17 protein-coding genes and 1 pseudogene are annotated in these 15,428 nt (G+C 57.1%); 13 read left to right on the top strand and 5 right to left on the bottom strand.

Annotated elements, in window-relative coordinates; all coding sequences use genetic code 11:
• Positions 1-118 precede the first annotated feature (118 nt).
• On the bottom strand, positions 119-1,591 hold the full coding sequence (locus G7W63_RS19085) for a putative bifunctional diguanylate cyclase/phosphodiesterase (protein WP_166262110.1): 1,473 nt from the start codon (positions 1,589-1,591) through the stop codon (positions 119-121).
• A gap of 666 nt (positions 1,592-2,257) precedes the next feature.
• Here G7W63_RS19085 and G7W63_RS19080 point away from each other — a divergent pair.
• The 9 genes and pseudogenes from G7W63_RS19080 to G7W63_RS19040 all read left to right on the top strand — a co-directional run.
• Positions 2,258-2,363, top strand: a pseudogene (locus tag G7W63_RS19080) (transposase); the annotation flags it as partial.
• 246 nt (positions 2,364-2,609) lie between these two features.
• Positions 2,610-3,131: a Spy/CpxP family protein refolding chaperone gene (locus G7W63_RS19075; protein WP_166262108.1), complete on the top strand. Its 522-nt coding sequence runs from the start codon at positions 2,610-2,612 to the stop codon at positions 3,129-3,131.
• A gap of 305 nt (positions 3,132-3,436) precedes the next feature.
• The gene (locus G7W63_RS19070) at positions 3,437-4,132 is read left to right on the top strand and encodes an ABC transporter permease (RefSeq protein WP_166262106.1); all 696 of its coding nucleotides are present in this window, start codon (positions 3,437-3,439) and stop codon (positions 4,130-4,132) included.
• Positions 4,125-4,835, top strand: coding sequence for an ATP-binding cassette domain-containing protein (locus G7W63_RS19065; RefSeq protein ID WP_166262104.1), 711 nt, complete (start codon positions 4,125-4,127; stop codon positions 4,833-4,835). Before G7W63_RS19070 ends, G7W63_RS19065 begins: the two co-directional genes overlap by 8 nt.
• A 9-nt stretch (positions 4,836-4,844) precedes the next feature.
• Positions 4,845-5,672 carry an ABC transporter substrate-binding protein gene (locus G7W63_RS19060; protein WP_166262102.1) on the top strand — a complete coding sequence of 276 codons (828 nt, stop codon included), beginning with the start codon at positions 4,845-4,847 and terminating at the stop codon, positions 5,670-5,672.
• A complete protein-coding gene (locus tag G7W63_RS19055) occupies positions 5,669-6,538 on the top strand; it encodes a formate dehydrogenase accessory sulfurtransferase FdhD (RefSeq protein ID WP_166262100.1) in 870 nt (289 codons plus the stop codon). Before G7W63_RS19060 ends, G7W63_RS19055 begins: the two co-directional genes overlap by 4 nt.
• Positions 6,531-7,118, top strand: a complete 588-nt coding sequence (mobA, locus tag G7W63_RS19050) for a molybdenum cofactor guanylyltransferase MobA (protein WP_166262098.1) — start codon at positions 6,531-6,533, stop codon at positions 7,116-7,118. The genes G7W63_RS19055 and mobA overlap by 8 nt, the downstream gene beginning before the upstream one ends.
• The gene (mobB, locus tag G7W63_RS19045) at positions 7,115-7,624 is read left to right on the top strand and encodes a molybdopterin-guanine dinucleotide biosynthesis protein B (RefSeq protein WP_166262096.1); all 510 of its coding nucleotides are present in this window, start codon (positions 7,115-7,117) and stop codon (positions 7,622-7,624) included. The genes mobA and mobB overlap by 4 nt, the downstream gene beginning before the upstream one ends.
• Before the next feature lie 10 nt (positions 7,625-7,634).
• Positions 7,635-8,882: a molybdopterin-binding protein gene (locus G7W63_RS19040; RefSeq protein ID WP_166262094.1), complete on the top strand. Its 1,248-nt coding sequence runs from the start codon at positions 7,635-7,637 to the stop codon at positions 8,880-8,882.
• 16 nt (positions 8,883-8,898) lie between these two features.
• On the opposite strand, the gene G7W63_RS19035 is transcribed toward G7W63_RS19040, so the two are convergent.
• From G7W63_RS19035 to G7W63_RS19020, 4 genes are all read right to left on the bottom strand, one after another.
• Positions 8,899-9,375: a DUF6505 family protein gene (locus tag G7W63_RS19035; RefSeq protein ID WP_166262092.1), complete on the bottom strand. Its 477-nt coding sequence runs from the start codon at positions 9,373-9,375 to the stop codon at positions 8,899-8,901.
• Positions 9,372-10,076, bottom strand: coding sequence for a biotin/lipoate--protein ligase family protein (locus G7W63_RS19030; protein WP_166262090.1), 705 nt, complete (start codon positions 10,074-10,076; stop codon positions 9,372-9,374). Before G7W63_RS19030 ends, G7W63_RS19035 begins: the two co-directional genes overlap by 4 nt.
• Positions 10,073-10,918, bottom strand: a complete 846-nt coding sequence (locus G7W63_RS19025; protein ID WP_166262088.1) for an Mrp/NBP35 family ATP-binding protein — start codon at positions 10,916-10,918, stop codon at positions 10,073-10,075. The genes G7W63_RS19030 and G7W63_RS19025 overlap by 4 nt, the downstream gene beginning before the upstream one ends.
• Positions 10,919-11,096: 178 nt before the next feature.
• On the bottom strand, positions 11,097-13,076 hold the full coding sequence (locus G7W63_RS19020; protein ID WP_166262086.1) for a 4Fe-4S binding protein: 1,980 nt from the start codon (positions 13,074-13,076) through the stop codon (positions 11,097-11,099).
• Positions 13,077-13,222: 146 nt separating this feature from the next.
• Here G7W63_RS19020 and G7W63_RS19015 point away from each other — a divergent pair, with 146 nt between their 5' ends.
• From G7W63_RS19015 to G7W63_RS19000, 4 genes are all read left to right on the top strand, one after another.
• Entirely contained in the window at positions 13,223-13,801 is a 579-nt protein-coding gene (locus tag G7W63_RS19015; RefSeq protein ID WP_166262084.1) for a DUF3305 domain-containing protein, read from the top strand.
• Positions 13,801-14,418 (top strand): DUF3306 domain-containing protein, encoded by a 618-nt coding sequence (locus tag G7W63_RS19010; RefSeq protein ID WP_166262082.1) that lies wholly within the window; start codon positions 13,801-13,803, stop codon positions 14,416-14,418. The genes G7W63_RS19015 and G7W63_RS19010 overlap by 1 nt, the downstream gene beginning before the upstream one ends.
• A 124-nt stretch (positions 14,419-14,542) precedes the next feature.
• The gene (locus G7W63_RS19005) at positions 14,543-15,154 is read left to right on the top strand and encodes a TorD/DmsD family molecular chaperone (protein ID WP_166262080.1); all 612 of its coding nucleotides are present in this window, start codon (positions 14,543-14,545) and stop codon (positions 15,152-15,154) included.
• Positions 15,155-15,195: 41 nt separating this feature from the next.
• Entirely contained in the window at positions 15,196-15,387 is a 192-nt protein-coding gene (locus G7W63_RS19000) for a hypothetical protein (protein WP_166262078.1), read from the top strand.
• Positions 15,388-15,428 lie beyond the last annotated feature (41 nt).

Genomic DNA, 15,428 nt, shown 5'->3' with positions numbered 1-15,428 from the left:
CAGGGTCAGTTAATAGATGCGCTTGTGGAAAAGGTTACTACCAACCTGTCGCTGATAGAGCTTAAGGTGTAAGCCTCTACGATGATAAAATTTATGCGTCTAGACCACGCTATCTGCGTTAAGTAATTTTTCGGCTCCTGTCAAACGCCTTATCTTGAGGCAGCCACTGGCCATCGCAGGTCTGGTACCAACGGTAAAATTCATCTGCCGGCAAAGGCTTGGCGATAAAATAGCCCTGTCCATAGTCACAGCCGTAATCAGTCAAGCGACATAGCATTCCCTGGTCTTCAATACCCTCAGCGACGATCGTTTTACCCAGACTTTGGCCTAACTCAATAATTGCCTTCACGATGTGCCAGCCCTCGCTCACCTGGCTCAAGTCCTGCACAAAAGACCGATCAATTTTGACCACCTGGGCAGGGAGCTGAGCCAGATACTTTAGAGAAGAATGGCCCGTACCAAAGTCGTCAATAGCGATGGTGAAACCGAAATTCACTAACTCTACAAGTGTATTTCGAGCTTCCTGGAAGTTATCCATTATCGCGCTTTCAGTTATCTCAAATTCGATATACCGTGGGTCGACCCCTGCCTCCTTCATCACCTTTTTTGCCGCCTCCGCAAACCCGGCCTGAACAAGGTTCGTTGACGAGACATTGATCGCTATGGAAATGTGGACGCCTTGCTCGGCCCAGGCTCTCTGCTGCCTTGCCGCTTCCTGCAGAACCCAGGTCGTCAAGTCATTGATGAGGGTGCTGTTCTCCACTAGGGGAATAAACAGATACGGAAGAATGAAGCCCTTCTTTGGATGTAACCAGCGGACCAAAGCCTCAGCTCCGGATATACGACCCGTTCCAAGTTCAACTTTGGGTTGGAAGTACAGCCTTAATTCATCGTTTTCTATTGCCTGCTTGAACGACGTCAACATTTCCAGGTTTTCTTTGGTCGCATTCTCACGATCCCGCGAATCCGCGAAAAAGAAGACCTTCTCCCTTGAACTGCCCCTGGAAGACAATCTTGCTAGTGACAATGTCCTGCTAAGCTGTTGCGCCGGTGACCCGGCGCCCCATTCCAGAAAGGTGTAGCCAATAGAGACATCCAGGTAAACAGAAAAGCCGTTATGACTGGTTGGCATCTGAACTCTCCGTCTCGCCTCACTCAGGAGACTCTCCACTTCTACCTGGTGTTTCATGCAGAGAAAGAATGCGAGCTGGTTGTTATCGATTCTGTGGGGAGAGGCCTCCGGATAGTGCGACAGCATCGTTACAGCTAGCGTTCTTAACAGACCTTCAGATGAGGCTGGGCCATAGGCTTGCTCAACCTCGTCCAGATTATTGATATAGACAATTAGCAGAACCTTGATGCCTCCACAGTCACGATGCTTAGCCATATGCTCAATCTGTTCGGCTAGCGCTACCCTGTTGGGCAGTGACGTGGAAGCGTCATGGCTTCGGACCCAGGTAATCCTGTTTATGTAACTCAACGATACGCTTCTGAAATAACCGGAGAGGGCGCCAACCAGCACAAATGCACCTGTTCTGTAGAGCCAGTTGTCTGTCGACTGCATTTCACCAGTTGCGACGTCGATGGGCATGAGAGGCCCCAATAACAAGCCGGCGAATAAACCTATGCAGACTCCCCCACTTACCCCGAAGAAAAACCCTCCCGATAGAATAACCAGATACATGGTGTGGCTGTAGACGTATTTAATTCCCCCGGTTGAGTACACGAGGAAGCACACAGCCAATCCCAGAGAAAGGATCAACCCAAGCGAGGACAGCATAACGAGGGAGCCTGGACTGGAATCTGGCCGGATAAGAGAAGGGGGAGAAAACTTACCCTCGGTTGAGCCAGGGTGATGACCTAGCAGTAGATCCCCCATTACGAGTTTGGAACGCCTGGAAATGCGTTGAAAAGATGTCATAGCTGGCTACCAATTATGTCGCATATCTCGGCGTTCTAGCAGTGGGCCGAAAACTGAACCGTGCAAACGGTAGGTTACTATTCAAGAGCTTAGCATTTGAATGAAGGATGTGCAGAAGCACTACGTGATCGCCCTGTGGAGAAGACCAGCAAGACAGCTGCGAAACTTCGATTAAGGGGTACGGTTTTATCATTGCGTACCCGTGGAGGACGACAAACTATGTTTAGTTGCTGCAGTTTTGTCAGCAAACGACGGAGTAACCTCCATCCTGCTGATACCACCGTAGCCGAAACTGTGAATCGCTTGCAGCACAAGGGCTAGCAGTGATGCGAGAACACATGGCGCAAGAAATATGGAGGCTTGGGTCCATCAGAACTGAAACCTCTCAAGCAGTTGGAGGAGGAAGAACCAGCGTCTGAAGAAACTGGTGGCCGATCTGATGCCCGGGTGGTGTCCGGACCCTCCGCACAGTCCCGGATAGTCTGACGTCCCGCCTCAAGCCGCGCGTCCTATAACAGATTGATGTTTGAATATTCCCTTGCAGATAATCCGTGAGACCTCGTAGTGTTAGTCAATGGCCCGCGCAGCGACGGCAATCGTTACACGTAGATATAACGGTATGGATAGTTGGCGACGGTTACCGGCTGGGCCCAGGGATTACTCACTTTCTAGAAAAAGGAGACCGACCATGGTCAGGAACGGAATTCTCAAGTTTGTCATAGTTGCATCGCTTACCTTTGGTGGCGCATCGGTCACAGCTCAGGATCAAATGAAGGAGCAGAAAGACAAGGATGGTCACCATTCCGGCATGATGACGCAAGGCAAGCACGGCGATATGAAGATGGAGGGCATGAGCTCCGGAATGATGGGGGGCATGGGCTCAATGATGGGCGCTTGCCCGATGATGGGGGGCATGGGTCACGGTATGGGTCACGGGATGGGCCCGATGATGGGCATGAAGGGCGCTGACCTCACTGATGAACAGCAAGAGCAGCTCGCTGAGCTTCATGGGGAGCAGGCAAAACGGCAGTTTACGCTCATGCAAAAGATGCAGGAACCTCGCCAGCGCCTGCAGGAGTTGATGAGCGCTGATGAACCCGACATCGATGCAATCGGCCAGGCCTACGACGAAGTTGCTGACTTACGCAAAGAAGCCTTAACGACTCAACTCGAAAACAAAATGAAAATGCAGGAAATTATGAAGAAGTAGCAGTCAAACCGGCTGCTGTGGAGGTACGGGCCAGAGCTATCCAGCTCTGGCCCGTTCAGTTCTAAGTGCTGATTCCGCAGAGCGCTGAAAAGAGGCGGCCCCCGATATTGCTGCCAGGCCTTTCGCTCTTACCTTCTTGCCTGAAGGGACAAAGGCCGGGAGAAGTCCTTGCTCAGCTCCACCCTCAGAGTCGCCGAAGCGCTCCGATTTGGTTCGTGCCCGGGTTGACTCCGCCCGCAACCCTTGCGAATCTGACCCAAAGGGCGTTCAATCTCCGACGCACCACTGCAGGATTACAACAATAAATGAACGCTTTGGCCGAAGCCTTTCGACTTATTATTACGTTGGATGCAGACTTATTTGAGATTCTCCGGTTGTCCATTCGCGTCAGCCTGGTGGCCCTGATCATTGCGGCCATTATCGGTTTACCGCTGGGGACCTGGCTGGCAATCACCCGATTTCCGGGACGGAAATTCTGTATTCTTTTGATGAACGCCCTGATGGGTATGCCCCCGGTGGTCGTGGGACTGATGGTGTATCTGCTGCTGTCACGGTCCGGTCCGCTCGGCTGGATGGGCCTGCTCTACACACCCACTGCCATGATCATCGCTCAGGTGGTGCTGATTACCCCGATTATCGCGGCTCTGTCGAATCAGGTAATCGAGCATCTTCATCAGGAGTACAGCGATACCTTCCAATCAATGGGTGTCACCGGACGCCGTGCGGTGGTGGCCTACCTGGTCGATGCCCGCTATGCGCTGACCACCTGCATTCTGGCGGGCTTCGGTCGGGCCATTGCCGAGGTTGGCGCCGTCATTATCGTCGGCGGTAATATTGATCACCTGACACGTGTCATGACCACCGCCATCGCGCTGGAAACCTCAAAAGGCAACCTGACTCTGGCTCTGGCGCTGGGGACGGTGTTACTGGCGCTGTCGCTGCTAGTCAATTCGCTGGTTATAGGCGTCCGTGAATACGCTGTGAAGCGCCAATATGCCTAGTCCCATCCTGCCCATCCGTATCAGCAATCTGCGGCTTATCAAGGGCGGTCGAGCCGTACTGGACGGAGTAAATCTGGTGACTGAGGAACCCGGCATCACCGTGATCATGGGCCCGAACGGTGCAGGCAAGACCTTGCTGCTTCGCTGTTTGCACGGACTGATCGAACCGGATCAGGGGCAGATTACGCTGGGCCACCTGAGCGTCGCTGAAAGTCGCGATCAGCAGGCCATGGTCTTCCAGCATCCGGTGCTGCTGCGCCGGACAGCGCTCCAGAATCTGGCCTTTGCAGCCCCCGGTGTTGCTAGATCCGAGCCACAGCAACTGATTAAAGCGCTGGAGTCCGTCCAGCTGGCGGAGCGGGCACACCAACCGGCCCGGATGCTGTCAGGTGGAGAGCAACAGCGACTGGCTCTGGCACGCGCCCTGTTGATCAAGCCTGCTTTATTGCTATTGGATGAGGCAACGGCTAGCTTGGACCCTGCTTCGGTCCAGATGATCGAAGCTCTGGTCAAAACGCAGATCGCCCAGGGAACCAAAGTCATTCTCGTCAGTCACGACCAAGGTCAGGCTCGACGTTTGGCTGATGATGTCGTATTTATGTCGGATGGGCAGGTCGTCGAGCAAAGTCCGGCGAACGACTTTTTTGCCGCACCCAAAACCCCCGTGGCTAAAGCATATTTAGCCGGTGAGATCCTGTTGTAGAGGACGGCTATGAAGCACTTTATCCTTTTCGTGGCTTTAGCTTTCAGTACTCCCACACTGGCAGACACCATCATCGTTCAGTCCACCACCTCGACCCAGAATAGTGGCCTGTACGACTATCTGTTACCGATGCTGAAAAAGGATACCGGAGTTCAGGTCAATATAGTCGCTGTGGGCACGGGACAGGCCATCAATAATGCCATGCGCTGCGATGGCGATGTGCTCCTGGTTCACGCCAGGCCTGACGAGGAAACATTCATTGCGGGCGGCTACGGCAAATATCGACGCGATCTGATGTACAACGACCTGGTCATCATTGGACCCAAAGACGATCCGGCAAAGGTGGCGGGCGCCCTCAACGTCAATGAAGTTCTGCAGCGCATCATGCAGGCCGGCGTCAAGTTCGCCTCACGCGGAGATGATTCGGGAACCCACAAGAAAGAGCGCTTACTGTGGCAGGCGGCCGCTATCGATCCTGACGCCGGATCCGGTCAATGGTACCTCGAAACAGGCAGTGGCATGGGCGCAACCCTCAATACCGGCGTCAGCCTCGGAGCCTATGTATTGACCGACAGAGCCACCTGGATCGCGTTTGCCAACAAACAGGACAGCACCATTTTATTTGAGGGAGCTCCGCCGCTGTTCAACCAGTACGGGGTGATTCCTGTCAGTGAGAAGAGGTGCCCCAACGTGAATCACGAGGCAGCGGAGAAGTTCGCACAGTGGTTGTTGTCCGAAACCGGACAAGCCGCAATTGCCGCTTATCAGGTGGAAGGTAAACAGCTATTTTTCCCGAACGCCAATGTCAGGCTAAACAGTTCAATCGAGTTGAAATGATGATGACTACCCTGCTACCCAATCCGACCGACCCGCGACTATCCCGAACCGTTGAAGGCGTAGATGAGCACGGCCAGTCGAAGTCGATCAGCGTGATCGAAGAGCGCCCTCTGACCATCTACTTGAACAGCCAGGAGATCGTCACGGCAATGACCATCGGCGATCATCCCACCTATCTGGCGCTTGGTTTTCTCCTGAATCAGGGCATGCTGAGTGCGACCGACCAGGTCACCGGAATCGATTATGACGAGGAACTGGAAGTCGCTGTCGTGCGCACCGCGGGCATCACGAATGTAGAAGACAAGCTGGAAAAGAAAACCCGCACCTCGGGCTGCGCCGTGGGGACCGTATTTGGCGACATGATGGCTGGGCTGGACGGCTTGAGACTGCCGGATACACCGGTGCACACCAGCACTTTTTACGACCTCTCATATCAGATTAACCACACCCCCAGCCTGTATATGGAGACCGGTGCCATTCATGGCAGCGCTCTATGCCAGGGATTGCAAGTTCTGGCCTACGTGGAGGATGTAGGGCGCCACAACGCGGTCGACAAGATCGCCGGCTGGATGCACTTGAACGACATTCCGGCTGCGGACAAAGTCCTCTACACCACGGGCCGCCTGACCTCCGAAATGGTCATCAAAACGGCCCTGATGGGCATTCCGACCCTGATCAGCCGGTCAGGCTTTACCGCCTGGGGAGTCGATATTGCCCAGCAGGTCGGGCTGACACTGATCGGACGGATGCGAGGGAAGAAATTCACCTGCCTCAGTGGCCAACACCGCCTGGTGTTCGACCAGGACCTTTCAAAAATTCCGGATGAAGAGAAGAAAATGCGTCGGAAAGGGGCCGGGCATGACTGAGTGCGCTGTGATTCTGGCCGGCGGCCAGGCCAACCGCATGGGCGGTGGTGATAAAGGGCGACTGATGCTGGGCGACCAGTCACTGATCGAGCGTGTCATCGAGCGGATAACGCCGCAGGTCGACGCCGTGGTGCTCAACGCCAACGGAGATTTGAGCCGGTTTGAGGACCTGGGCTTGCCCCTGGTAGCCGACTCGATTGGAGAATTTCCGGGCCCGTTGGCCGGGGTGCTCGCCGGTATGGACTGGGCCGCCGAACAGGGGCATGAATGGCTGATCAGCGTCGCTGCGGATACCCCCTGTTTCCCTCGGGATCTGGCCGTCCGGTTGGCCCAAGGTGATACCCCGGTAATACTGGCCGCCACGCCCGACCCGGAACGCGGGAGACTGCCCCAACCCACCTTTGGCCGATGGCAGGTATCGTTGCGGCATGAGCTGCGAGCCTCCCTGAACGACGGAGTGCGCAAGATTCGCCAGTGGACACAGGCTCAGGGCGAGACCCTGGTGGTGTTCGGCGAGGATGACTTTTTCAACATCAACACACCGGAAGACCTGGCCTGGGCGGAGCAGCACCTGAAGTGAACGTCATCGGTATTGTTGGCTGGAAAAACTGCGGCAAAACCACCCTGGCCAGCGCCCTGATCCGTGAGTTGTCCAGCAGAGGTTTAACGGTCAACTCCATCAAACATGCCCATCATGCGGTGGATGTGGACCAGCCCGGCACCGATAGCTACCGTCACCGTGAGGCCGGCGCCCGGGAAGTCATACTGGCGGGCGGACAGCGATTTGCCATTATGCACGAGCTGCGCGGTGCCAAAGAGCCAACACTCGACGAATTGCTGGCCCGCCTGGGCCCATGCGACTGGGTTGTGGTAGAGGGCTTCAAGTCACACTCACACCCCAAGATAGAAGTGCACAGGCGGGCGTGCCCGAAAAAGCCTCTGTACCCGAACGATGCCAGCATCCTTGCTGTGGCGGCGGACTATGCTCCGGATTTCGCGGGCCCCGGTTTTGATTTGAACGATATACCCGGGATAGCGGACTTTATTCTGGACGCAGGAAAGCCATCAGCCCACGAAAACGAGTGACGGGAGAGCCATGAACGAGCTTCGTAACGACTGTTTTGCCCTGCCCCCCGGCGTGAACTGGACGCCGGTGGACGAGGCCCTTGAGCGCTTACGTTCACGCCTGCATCCGGTGGTGGGCGTGGATCGCGCCGTACCGCTGTCAAAGGTGAATGGCCGGATACTGGCAAGCGACGTACTTGCACCTCGCGCCCACCCCCCCAGCAACAACTCGGCGGTCGATGGTTATGCTCTTGCCGGACCCATAACCGAGGTGCCCTGCGCCCTGCCCCTGGTTGATGGCCGCAGTGCCGCCGGGGGGCCCTACACCGGTGAGGTCCCCAAAGGCTACGCTATACGGATTCTGACCGGTGCGGTCATACCGTCCGGCACCGATACGGTGGTCCTGGAAGAGGATTGTGAGGTTAAAGGCGGGCAGCTACATCTCAACGGCACGCTGAAAGTGGGCGCCAACGCCCGTAAAGCCGGTGAGGACATCCAGGCCCAGGACCGGATCCTCACGGCAGCAACCCGCCTGACGCCTACCCAGATTTCCGTGCTCGCCAGTGTTGGCGTCGAATCGGTCGATGTCTATCAGCGGCTCCGGGTCGGCGTCCTGTCCACGGGCGATGAAGTTAAGCCTGTTGGTTCAGCGGTCACCGACTGGCAGATTTACGACGCCAACCGCCCGATGCTGAGTGCGATGGTCACGCAACTTGGCTACGAGTTGGTTGACCTGGGGCATGTACTCGACCGGGCCGAGGATGTGCAGGCGGCGTTGGGGCGTGGGGCTGAGCAGTGCGACCTGATACTGACCAGTGGTGGCGTTTCCGCAGGGGACGAGGATCATGTGTCGAAAACCCTGAAAGCCCATGGTGACATCAGCAACTGGCGCATTGCGATCAAGCCGGGCCGCCCCCTCGCTCTCGCCATGTTCCAGGGTACGCCCGTGGTTGGTTTACCGGGAAATCCGGTTGCCGCCTGGGTCTGCGCACTGCGTTTTGGCGCTCCGGCGATGGCACTACTGGCAGGGGGTGAATGGTTCGAACCCCAGGGCTATGTCCTGCCGGCCAACTTTTCCAAGAATAAGAAACCCGGGCGTAGCGAGATGTTGCGCGCGCGGGTCCGCGATGGGCAGGCTGAGGTGTTCGGCTCTGAAGGCTCGGGCCGGGTCACCGGTCTGGCCTGGTCCGAGGGTATGGTGGAGCTGGACGAGAGCGCCCAGCAGATAGAGCCAGGGACGCCCGTGCGGTTTATCCCCTACGGCAGCTTCGGGCTCTGACGCCTTTAGAGATTACTCATTCATAGCCGCCGTGTACGGCAAAGGCTTCCAATGAGGCGTCCTGAGGCGCCCGGGAGCGGTAGGTTTCCTCAACACCCAGCTCGGTCAGCGTACGGCTGACCATCAGCAGGGTGTTTTCCTCGAAGTCCTCACACATCCGGCGCATCTGGTCAATTTCTTCACAGGCGACCGGATAGGCAGCATCGATATCCGGCGCGCCATAAACCTCGACAAAGGTTCGCGCCAGCGTCTGCCGCAGCTGCTCCAGCTCGGTTTCGGTGATGTTGCACACGCCAGCGAAACTGGCACGGCCCCCGGATTCAATGCTGTACCAGCCATTGGTAAAGGCCTGACGCGCCTTGCCCTTCAGGTCCGCTTCGGTCCAGTTGGAGAATTCGAACCCGCCCGAAATGGCCCATTCCCCACTGGGGGCCGGCCTTTCGTACACGTTCTCATCAGATATATCCAGTCGCAGGGTTCGGGCCAGTTTCATGTGTGCTCCGCGAATTCAATCAGACTCACTGTTTCGGTCATGCCATCCTTACGCAACAGCATCCGGCCTTTTTCGTCCAGCCCGACAAAGACGCCGGACCTGGGCTGGTCGATCATCTTGCCAAGGGTGTCGCAGCGTGGCCGCCATTCATTGTGTACCCGCTCGAACCCGCTGTCCATGAAGTAGGTCAGCCACAGAAGCGTGTGCTTGGACCAGCTTTCCAGTAGCGCCATGGGCTCGATCTCGCTGCAACCCTCTTCCAGCAGGCAGGTTTCATTGGGGTTTTTACCCGGCTCGTCGCTCACCGGTATAAAAGGTACGTTGATACCAATCACCAGCCAGCTCGGGTACGCCGCGGGATCTGACACATCCGCTGCATAGCGAACGCCACCGCAGACCGCGCCATTGACCTTGATGCGATCGGGCCATTGGAAATGCACGGGCACTTCGGGTGGGGCCAGTGCTCCGAGACTCTCCGCCAGGCCTATCTGGGCAACGTAGACCGCCTGAATGGCTTCTTCAAGAGGCGTTTCCGGCGCCAGCACCAGGGCCGCGCGCAGGATGTCTCCCGTTTCAGAGTAAAAAATCGTACCGGAGTCCACCCCTGCAATGGCCTGGCTAACCGCCTTGTCAAAAGGGTCCATGTGCTTGGGCACGGCTCGCCCTGACATTAGCGGCGGGAAGTGAGGTGACTCGATCATTGAATGGCCTGTGCGTAGACGTCAGAGGCGATCAGCTCATCGGCGATACGCTGGAAAGACCGAGACTGGGGGCTATCCGGTTTTGACACCACAATCGGAACACCGCCGTCCGAACCGATGCGAATATCCAGATCCAGCGGGATTTCACCCAGAAAAGGCGCTCCGAGCTTTTCTGCCTCAGCCCGGGCACCACCGGATCCAAAGGGATGGTGCTCTTTACCGCAACCGTCACAAACAAAGGATGCCATGTTCTCTATGATGCCAAACAGCGGTACATCCATCCGGTTGAACATGTCGATGCCTTTGCGGGCGTCCATCAGGGCAATGTCCTGAGGGGTCGAAACCACAACGGCGCCCGCCACAAAGAATTTCTGGCTCAGAGTCATCTGCACGTCACCGGTGCCCGGGGGAAGATCCACCAGCAGCACGTCCAGCCGGCCCCAGTCCACCTGGTTCATCATCTGCTCCAGGGCCCCCATCAGCATGGGCCCTCGCCAGACGATGGCTTCGTCATCCGGAGTCATCAGACCCAGTGACATCAGGGTCACACCATGGTTGCGAAGGGGCAGGATGGTATGCCCGTCAGGGCTGGATGGGCGTCCTGAAACACCCAGCATGCGCGGCTGGCTGGGTCCGTAGACGTCGGCATCCAACAGGCCCACTTTCAGGCCTTTCGAGGCCAGGGCGACAGCAAGATTGGACGCCACGGTCGACTTGCCTACGCCGCCTTTTCCCGAGGCGATGGCGATGATGCGATCGATCCCCTTTGGGTTCTTGTCCTGTGGCCGGGGCGCGTCGGTACCGATCAGATTGGATTTTCCAACCTCAGTAAATTGAACCATAGTCTGTCCTGCTTGGTTTGGGGAGCCGCTGAATGATTCCTGATTCGCCTCTGCGCGCACTGAAGGCTGCAGACTCCGCGTTGCTACTTCCTGAAGGCCGCTGGCATCCCTGCAAAGTTCCGCCTGGATCGTGATTTATCTGTAAGCCAGAGGGGTTCCGGGGCTGCCCGCAGACACCTTAGCTGTCCAGGTAATCGTCACTGGTGCGAACCCGAGGACGCTCGCCTGCCGCCATCGGCGCTTTATCGCCATGGAACTGGGCGTTGACCCGACAGTTGTCGCACATCTTGATGAGCTGAACATTGTCAGACTTGGTATACATCCAGTGGCGGTTTTCCAGTTTTTCGACAATTCGGTTGATGGTGCTGGCGACGCCAAAGGGAGTACCGCACTTGATGCACTCGAACGGGTCTTCGCCATGCAATGCCCGGGGACTCAGGGCGTCTTTCGACAAATCCAGCTGGGGCTTGAGCGTGATGGCGGTCTCAGGGCAGGTACTCTCGCAAACGCCGCACTGAACACAGGCGTTTTCCGTGAACTGAACCTCTGGCCGGTCCGGATGGTCGCCAAGGGCACCGGTGGGACATAGCGATACACAGGCCAGGCAGAGCGTGCATTTGTCTGCATTGATCTCAATCGCGCCATAGGGAGCGCCCGCAGGCAGGGGGATCGGCGCCTCGATACTGTCCGACATCGCGCTGAGGGTGACCCGCGTGATATCACGGCGGCCACCTACCAGTAGGACCGGTTCGCTCACTCGCCCGGCATTGTCCCCAGCCGCACTGAGTTCATCGGCTGCGATCACCCGGACCCGGCTGGGGGAATGCCGGGTGCCGACAAGCATGGCCTGCGCCAGCTCAACTTCAGAGGCAACGGCCTGCCGATCGGTGTTGTTGTCGGCCAGAATCAGGACTTCAGCGTAGCCGGCGCCAAACGCGGCCATGATCTCTGCGTGGCCGATACGGTCGATGTGTTCCAGCCCCAGCGGTATAAGATCGTCCGCCAGGCCATCGTAGTATCGTGCCAGGAAGGCCATGGCGTCAGCACCTGCGCCGAGGGAGTGAATAACCAGGCGCGGGGATTCGCTGGTCTGCTCGCGATAGACCCTGGCCATAACCACCATCGCCTGCGTCAGGGCCTCGAATGGGGTTTCGTTCATGGTCACTGCGGACGTCGGGCAAACCGCCGCACAGGATCCGCAGCCGGCGCAGATATCCGAATTGATCTGAATGTGGTCTCCGGCGGAAAAAATCGCCTCGGTAGGACAGACGTCCAGACAGCGGGTACAACCGCTCTGGTTAGCCCGCGAGTGCGCGCACAGGGAGGCTTCCAGGTTGAAATACACGGTTTTCTCAAACTCACCGACCCGCTCCCTGGCCGTCAGAGCAATACGCTCTAACTCACCGGTTTTGGCCGGATCAGCCCAGAAGTAGCCGTTGCGTTTCTGGTGACTGGGAAACGCTGGCGCAACACCCCGCAGGTCGATAAACACGTCGCATTCACTGCGGGCGGTGTCTTTAAGCTGACCATAACCGAGAGTGCCACGGCCAGCGGGATTCAGGGTCTGCAATTGGGCAAAGTCCAGTTCGAAGTTGCCCAGCGCGCCACGGGCGCCGGCCAGCCGACCTTTGGCGATGTCGTAATTGGCGGAAGGTAACTGTATGGGGCCGGCATCATTCACAATACAGGTAACGCCCAGCTCGTCCTGAACCAGCTCAGCCATCCTGATGGCCTGCTCGGTTGGACCGACAATACAACACACCCCGTTAGACTGGATGGTTTTTACCGGCGCCGCCGGAGCCGGTAGCTGGGCTGCGGCGATCAGAGCCGCTTGCTTGGCGTATAGGCGCTCGGGCCTTGCGTCCGATGCGCTCCAGCCAGCGCGATCCCGGATGTCGATGGTACTCAGCGGCGCGCATTGCTGAATTTCAGCTTGCACGTCCTCGCCCAAGCGCTCGAACAAGGCGGCCTGTTGGCCACAGGCGATGAGCAATTCATTGTTGCCGCCCAAATGCTCTGCGGCCGTCTTCATCTGTTTGCCGCACAACTGATCCACCACGATCACCTGCTCAGCTGCCGCGGCCGTCTGCAGTGCCTTGGAATTAAGAGACTGGGTTTTATCGCAGGTGCAGAGCAGTAAGGTTCTGTGTGCCGTCATCAGATGTTTTACTCTTGTCGTTATTTTTATACGTATACGTGTTTGAACGCCGAGAGTTCAGAATGCCACATCGGTTTGTCCCTCTACAATTGGATAATTGGATAAGTGTCCGTGCTCTGCTAGCTTTATAGGAAAAGAGAGATGCCATGAGTCGTCGTATAGAAAGTTGGAAACGCGAGCTACAAATCGGTGCCGTCGTTCGCCGGTCACCCGGCGTGACCCAATGGGCGAGAGACATCTGGAAGCCGGTTGCTGTTATCGCGGGGGCACCGGAGGCGTTCTGGAAAGAACTGGTCCGCGAAGGTGAGGTGGTTGATTATCACGCCGGCACCGTCGCAATGGAATTATTTCGCTCCGATGTAGAAGGGTATCTCGTTTCCCTGAATATGACCGTTCCCTCCGTCTGGGTTGTAATGGATAAAGATCAGACCCGCCGGTCTCCTTCCGGCTGGGTTGTCAGCGCCATTACCGCCAATGCCCATGAGGCGCTGGATTCTCTCGACAGCGGTGAAAGTATCGTCGAAGCTGTTCCAATTCCCGAGTCCCTGGCGGCCTGGATAAAGGAATTTGTCGACATGCACTACATCGAAGAGCCCTTCAAGAAACGCCGTCGTGACGAAATCAGCGTTGATGGCTCCGAGGAGGGCAAAGGCGATGCCCGTATCCGTCAGCAGAGCGACGTCTACCGGGCACCCTCCAACATTAAAAAGCCGGGAGTGCACTGATGGCTGAGTCCCGCTTACAGCGCTGGTCGCGCAAGAAAATGGGCGCCAGCAAAGAATCGGAGCTTCCCCCCGCTCCGCCCATCGAGGCCGAGCCCTCCCCCGAAGAGCAGGCGCTCGCCATCAATGAAGCCCTGCCTGATCGGGAGGTGCTGGAAAAGTATGGTCTGCCTGACCCGGATGCCATCGAATTGGGCACCGACATCACCGGTTTCCTGCGAAAAGAAATCCCTGAACTCCTTCGTCGCAGGGCCCTGCGCTCGCTCTGGAAATCCAATCCGGTGCTGGCGGTGCTGGATGGCCTCAATGACTACGATGAGGATTTCACCAACGCTGCGACGATGGCCGACGGCGTACAGACTCTATATAAGGTAGGCCAGGGTTTTGACAGAACCCCGAAAATTGCTGAGACAGCTGATGAGCAGGGCGTGGATCAGATTCAGGAGCAGGCCGAAGATGCAGAATCTGCTGCTCCAGAAACAGTCGCCGGGAAACCAGAGCCGGAAACCGCTGTTGAGCCGACAGCTCCAGCTCATCCCGCGGATCGGGTGGTGGCACAGGCTGAAGCTGAGCCGGAATCAGTGCCACGCTATCGTCCCCGGATGCGTTTTGATCATTAGTTTTTCGCTATCAGCGATGGTTGGAAGTCTCATTGCTCCCTCACCTGATTAGGCGTATAAATATTGAACAGGTGTGCAAGAATTAATGTCGAGATTTACAGACAACAACACAAAGGACAAAGATTTGGCCAACACCGCTGAAATTCAGTGCCCTCGCTCGATCACCGACGAAGATCGCGCCCGTGCCCAAATGTACCAGTTGCTAGGCGCCTTGCTCGGCAGCCCGCCGTCGAAGGAACTGCTTCACGGCCTGGCGTCCCTGCAGGGTAGCGACACTCCTATGGGATCTGCCTCTCAGACCCTGGCCGCTGTGGCCGAACGCACCTCACCTGTCGATGCCAAACGGGAATACAACAACCTCTTTATCGGAGTTGGCCGCGGCGAACTGCTTCCCTACGCCAGCTATTACCTGACCGGCTTTCTGAACGAGAAGCCCCTGGCGAATTTGCGGGGCGATCTCATCGGCAGGGGCATTAAAGTCAGTGATGACGTCAAGGAGCCTGAGGATCATATCGGCACGCTCTGTGAAGTCATGGCGGGCCTCATTACCGGTGAGTTCGAGTGCGACAGTGATCTGGAGTCGCAGAAAGCTTTTTTTGACGCGCACCTGGCAAAGTGGGCGGTGCTGTTTTTTACCGATTTGGAACAAGCGCAAACCGCGATTTTCTACGCCCCTGTGGGCTCGTTGGGTCGGGCTTTCATGGCTGTAGAGGCCGAGGCGTTTGCACTTCAATAAACGGGATCTGCGTGATCCCTTAACCCAGGTGGAGATGTCCCATGGACAACCAACAGCGCGATAACGGCCGTCGTCGTTTCTTGCAGATGGCAGCAACAGCAGTTCCCGCTGCCGTTGCGGTGGCCGTTGCTCCGAACGTTGCTGCTGAGGTCGTTGTTAAAGATGTACCTAAGAGCAGTGGCCTACGTGACACTGAGCACACTCGCAAGTATCTGGAATCGGCTCGCTTCTGAACAAGCGTGAGTCATCCAAGGTTGCGAAAGGCTCTTGGATG

Origin of the sequence: Marinobacter salicampi (assembly GCF_011074795.1) — a bacterium.
Classification (GTDB): domain Bacteria; phylum Pseudomonadota; class Gammaproteobacteria; order Pseudomonadales; family Oleiphilaceae; genus Marinobacter; species Marinobacter salicampi.
Note: the sequence above shows the minus strand (reverse complement) of the source record. Positions and strands in the feature narration are given on the sequence as shown.